This is a genomic window from Methylobacterium sp. CCH7-A2 (genome assembly GCF_001557075.1).
In the GTDB taxonomy this organism is placed as follows: Bacteria; Pseudomonadota; Alphaproteobacteria; order Rhizobiales; family Beijerinckiaceae; genus Allobosea; species Allobosea massiliensis.
In genome coordinates this window covers 1-5005 of record NZ_LSKN01000164.1, presented here as the reverse complement: position 1 = coordinate 5005, position 5005 = coordinate 1, and the positions used below count along the sequence as shown (strand labels likewise).

Annotated in this window: 5 protein-coding genes; 3 read left to right on the top strand and 2 right to left on the bottom strand. The window is 61.1% G+C overall.

Going from position 1 to position 5005, the window contains the following annotated elements:
- The coding region (locus tag AX750_RS12925) for an acetoacetate decarboxylase (RefSeq protein WP_067254381.1) at nucleotides 1–530 on the top strand (530 nt) is incomplete at its 5' end.
- A 90-nt stretch (nucleotides 531–620) separates the two neighbouring features.
- Here the strand turns inward: AX750_RS12925 and AX750_RS12920 are convergent.
- Complete coding sequence (locus tag AX750_RS12920; protein WP_066735643.1) at nucleotides 621–2333, bottom strand: Na/Pi symporter; 1713 nt, start codon at nucleotides 2331–2333, stop codon at nucleotides 621–623.
- 414 nt (nucleotides 2334–2747) lie between these two features.
- Here AX750_RS12920 and pstS point away from each other — a divergent pair, with 414 nt between their 5' ends.
- Together pstS and AX750_RS12910 are read left to right on the top strand one after the other, a co-directional pair.
- Nucleotides 2748–3836, top strand: a complete 1089-nt coding sequence (gene pstS / locus AX750_RS12915; RefSeq protein WP_082734921.1) for a phosphate ABC transporter substrate-binding protein PstS — start codon at nucleotides 2748–2750, stop codon at nucleotides 3834–3836.
- A 211-nt stretch (nucleotides 3837–4047) separates the two neighbouring features.
- Nucleotides 4048–4491, top strand: a complete 444-nt coding sequence (locus tag AX750_RS12910; RefSeq protein ID WP_066735639.1) for a hypothetical protein — start codon at nucleotides 4048–4050, stop codon at nucleotides 4489–4491.
- An 11-nt stretch (nucleotides 4492–4502) separates the two neighbouring features.
- Here AX750_RS12910 and AX750_RS12905 read toward each other — a convergent pair whose 3' ends face one another.
- Nucleotides 4503–4919: a hypothetical protein gene (locus AX750_RS12905; protein ID WP_066735638.1), complete on the bottom strand. Its 417-nt coding sequence runs from the start codon at nucleotides 4917–4919 to the stop codon at nucleotides 4503–4505.
- Nucleotides 4920–5005 lie beyond the last annotated feature (86 nt).

The following is a 5005-nucleotide window of genomic DNA, read 5'->3' as shown; positions in this document are numbered from 1 at the left end:
GCTACACCGAGACCGGCATCGTCATCCCCTGCCGCTTCGGCGAGGAGGAGGTCAACTTCGTCTCGCAGATGTATCTCGACGTTGAGCCGCCGATTTCGGCCGGCCGCGAGATCTGGGGCTTCCCCAAGAAATACGCCCATCCGAAGCTGGAGCTGGTCAAGGACACACTGACGGGCACGCTCGACTATGCCGGCCAGCAGGTTGCCATGGGCACGATGGGCTACAAGCATGAGAGCCTCGCCGGCAACGGCGCCAAGACGACCGCGACGCTGTCGAAGACGCAGGTCAACCTCAAGATCATCCCGGGCGTCGATGGCGAGCCGGAGATCTGCCAGCTCGTCGCGCTGAACCTCACCGAGATCACGGTCAAGGGCTCGTGGATCGGCCCGGGCCGGCTGCATCTGGTGCCGCATGTCAATGCGCCGGTCGCCGACCTGCCGGTGCGCCGCGTGCTCGGCGCCCACCACTTCATCGCCGACCTGACCCTGCCCTTCGGCCGCAAGATCCACGATTACATGCAGGAGGGCTGAGGCTTCGCAGGCCGCCGCCTGCACCGGCGCAAATGAAAACGGGCGGCTCGATCCATCGAGCCGCCCGTTTTCCGTTAATGGGACACTTGGTCAGGCCGGGACGGCCGCGCCACCAAAGCCTTCCGCACCGCGCGTCTGGCTCTGGGCCGCGACCGGGACGACACGCGACACCGATTTCCGCTCAGAGTCGATCCGCTCGATCAGATAATAGGCGCGCTCGGCGCTGCCGAGTAGGGCCAGTATCGCACCGCGCTCGACCCAGGGCAGTTCTGCGCCAAGCCGCAGGCAGCGTTCGCGCATTTCGGCGAGAGCCTTCAACCGCGGCTCGGCTTGGGCGGTGACCGGCGGGTTGACCTGGTCGATCGGAATGATCGCCCGGAGCGCATCTTCAACCTGGTCAACAAGGCTGTTCACCAGACCGCGACCGACCTCGCCGAAGGGCTGGCGCTCGATCCGGCGGGCGATCTGGTAGAGCGCTTCGCCCAGACTGGCCGTCTGGTCTTCCTCCTCGATCAGGCTCGCGACAAGATCGGCCCGGGCATAGTGCATGTCGGCCTTGAACATGCCCGAGGTGTAGGAACGAATCTCGCGGTTGAGGATGTCGATGGCTGCATAGTGTTCCTCGATCTTGTCAGGGGCATTCTCGCTACCCTTGGCGATGTCGAGGAACTGGCGCGCGGCTTCGAGGTAGCGCCCGGTTTCGCGCTGGACCGCGGGAACGGCGGAGACAGGGTCGCTGGCTGCAGCTGCGCTCAGATATTTCGGCTGGGTATAGTCCTCCCGATCGCCGGTCGCGTTAGCACCAACCTTCATCAGGACGCTCTCGAAGACGCCGACGAAGGGGAAGAGCAATACGGTATTGAAGATGTTGAAGAAGGTCGAATAAAGGCCGATGGCCACAGGAACCAGCGGGAAGGTCTCCTTGCCGTCCTTGATCACCGGCACGCCGGGGTCGCCGCCGAACCACTGCATCGCCCAGGTCAGGACGTCCATCGACACGAAGAACAGCGGGATCGTCACCATCACGCCGATGATATTGAAGGAAATATGCGCATAGGCCGCGCGTTTGGCGTTCTTGGTGAGATTAAGTGAGGCCATCCACGAGGTGATGGTGGTACCGAGATCGGCGCCCAGCGAAAAGGCGACGGCAGTCTTCCAGTCGAGGATACCGGCCGCGCCGAGCCCCATGACGATGCCGATCGTCGCTGACGACGAATGGATCATCGCAGTGATACCGGCGGCGATCAGGACGCAGTAGATCAGGCCCATGAAGGAGTCGGCCCGTAGCGACGAGATCACGCCCATCACTTCAGGCATGGCGCGCAGAGGGCGAAGCCCACCCGTCATCAGGTTCAGGCCGTAGAAGATCAGCGCGAAACCCATGCAAGCAAGAGCGATGTTCTTGACCTTGTCGGTCTTGGCGAAAATGTGGACGAGCGCGAAGATGCCTGCGAGAAGAAGACCGAGCGGGCCTAGTGGCAGAGCGATCAGGCCATTGCCGAGCGTCGTGCCGATATTGGCACCCATGATCACGCTGATCGCCGGCCGTAGCCCGATGACGCCGGCATTAACAAGACCGACGACCATGACCGTCATCGCCGTCGAGGATTGGATGACGCCGGTGATGAACGTTCCGGCGATGACGCCCTTGACCGGCGTGCCGGCAATCTTGGCCAACAGCGAGCGCATCTTGTTGACGGCGAGGGACTGAATGCCGTTGCTCATGAATTCTAGGCCCAGCATGAAGATGCCGAGCCCCCCGATGACCGGTACGATCACCTGAGTGAAGATATCGACTTGCATGCTGGCGCCCCCCTCGGCACTGACTGTCACTCGCAGCGCCCACTCGCTCTCGTTGCAGCGCTGGGCCGAAACCTAGGTGGCGGGGTGTGACGCCCTTGTGACCTCGTCCGGGACGCTGAACAACGACCGTCATCATTGTGGCGCCGCGGCACTCGCCAAAACAGTAACGAGTGAATTCGCGATATCGGGTTTCGGTTTCTTGTGTTTCACTTGCCACGACATACACGCCCGGATGATCGACAGATAAATTATCACGTCGGCTCACCGAGCGGCTGCGACGCAGTCTAGGACTGTGTCCAGTTACGGCAATCGCTTGATAGATCTTGCGTTCGTCACGCCGTCGTCATTCGCAGTCCATAGCTTCTCAATTGGCCTATTAACGCCGGCTAATTGGACAATCGAAGGTACGAACGAATGAAAACCTTGGGTCGTCTTTATTTTGCAATCGCGTTATTGACATCGAGCGTAGGTCTGGCGCAGACGCCAGCGGATATCGGCCATCGTTCGAATATGGGCTTGCCGGTCGTCGGCATGATCACCGGTGCGGGCTCGACCTTCACCTTTCCAGTGATCGGCAGGTGGTCGCGGCTGTACCGCTCGGCCAAGGCCGACGGTGCCGACATGGCGCCCCTCGACATAGGCATCGAGTATGAGCCAATCGGTTCCCTCGGTGGCGAAGTTCGGGTGACGCAGCGTGCCGTCGATTTCGGCGCCACGGATCGGCCCGTCTCTAGCGTAGAACTTGCGCGGACCGCGATGATTCAGTTCCCCTTCGTAATGGGAGGCATCGTCCCGGTCGTGAATATCGATGGCGTCGGAGCGGGCCAGCTTCGGCTGACCGGGCCGGTCCTGGCCGATATCTATCTCGGCAGGATCAAGACCTGGTCTCACGCGGACATCAAAGTCCTGAATCCGGCGGTCAGATTGCCCGAAGCCGCGATCAAAGTCGTATGGCGTTCCGACGGATCAGGCACGACCTTCAACTGGACGGATTACCTCTCCCGCGTCAGCCCGGACTGGGCGGCCCGGATCGGTGCGAATACCCAGGTCGCCTGGCCGGTCGGCACCGGCGCGGAGCGGACGCAGGGCGTGATCAACCTGGTTTCCCGGACAAAGAACGCAATCGGCTATGTCGAGCTAGGGCAGGTGGTGCGGGCTTCCCTTGCTTACACCCTGCTGCAGAACAGGGCCGGCCAGTTTGTCAAACCCGATGCAGCGAGCCTGCAGGCTGCCGCAGCCAGCGCCAACTGGTCAGCCAACCAAGATTTCGCGCTGATGCTGACCGACGCGCCAGGGCCACAATCCTGGCCGATCGTGGCCACGACGTTTGCGCTGGTGCCAAAGCCTTTGAATGCGCGCTCCCGCGAGGTGATCAGCTTTTTTCGCATCGCATTCGAGAGGGGAGCCGCCGACGCAACATCGCTGGGCTATGTGGCGTTGCCCGAGCCCCTGGTTCAGAAAATCAGAGATTATTGGGACACAGCCCTGAAGCCCGGCGGCTAGCTGAGGCTTGTCGCTTTAGCTTAACGTCCTCGAAAGCTTAAATCGCGTTGCTCAAGCGCGAACCGTGCGCATGTCCGACGACAGATGGTCACATGACGTCAAAGTGCCCGGGAGGTGACGTTGCCCTTCCCGAGGTTGATCGCCAGAATCCAATCAGGCCGCAGCCGAGAGATCTGTTGCGTCAAATTCGTCCATCGGTACGATCAGTTTCATGCAGCCCCTTGCCTTCTCGATCGCGGCGCTCACCCTCGCCGCTGCCAGCTCGTCTCTTGCTCAAGGGCTGGCACCGGAGCCCGTGGTGGTTAAGTCCATCATGCTGGATGGCAAAAAGATCGCGCCCGGCGGGGCCGTCGCTGAAATCTTCGGCCTTCGAAAAGGCGGTGACGGCTTTGTTTCGGTGCGATCTGCGCCCTCGACGAAAGCTGCCGAGCTGGGACGATTGATCCAAGGCGAACGCGTCATCGGCGTACTGCAAAAAGATTGGAATTCCGCGAGTTTCGTGGGGGTCATCTATCTGCCTGACGCGCAAGCAGACACGGCCCTGATGGAAGCTTGTCGTCTCCCCGAGGCCCCGCCCTACTTTGACGGAACCTACACGGGACCCTGCCGGTCTGGCTGGGTAGCCAGACGATTCGTGCGGGTTTTGGCGGATTGATGCTGCGCCAGTCAGCGGGCAAGAACGGGGTCACCACCGAGTGGCCCTAAACCCGACGGCACTGGAACATCCGTACCTCGATAGTCTGACTTCACAACGAGCTTCGGGCTAGCTGATAGATAGAGCTTGCGGACCACGATGAGCGTGAACGCCGATTGCTGTGCCACCTCGTTCGTCGCATCAATGACCAGCTTTCCGCGCGGAAGATACATCGTTCCGGTCAAATTCGAGACGAAATTGCTCTTAATGACGTGCTCGCGGTCGAGCGAGGTTGCCCTGTCCTCGAAGAAGAGGAGCCCTGTTAACGGCCCGTCTTTGGGCGCGTTCAGAACCACCCTCGCGTTGCTCAGGAACTGAAACGTCGTTTTCTCGCCCTTGAGGTAGAAGCCGACATACTCGCCTCGAACATCAGCGTTCGAATCGACCACGAGCGGTCCATCTGTCAAACGGCGCGCAATATTGGGTCTGACTCAATCTCGCTGCAGATAAGCGGTGATCTGGCGCTGTTTTCCAG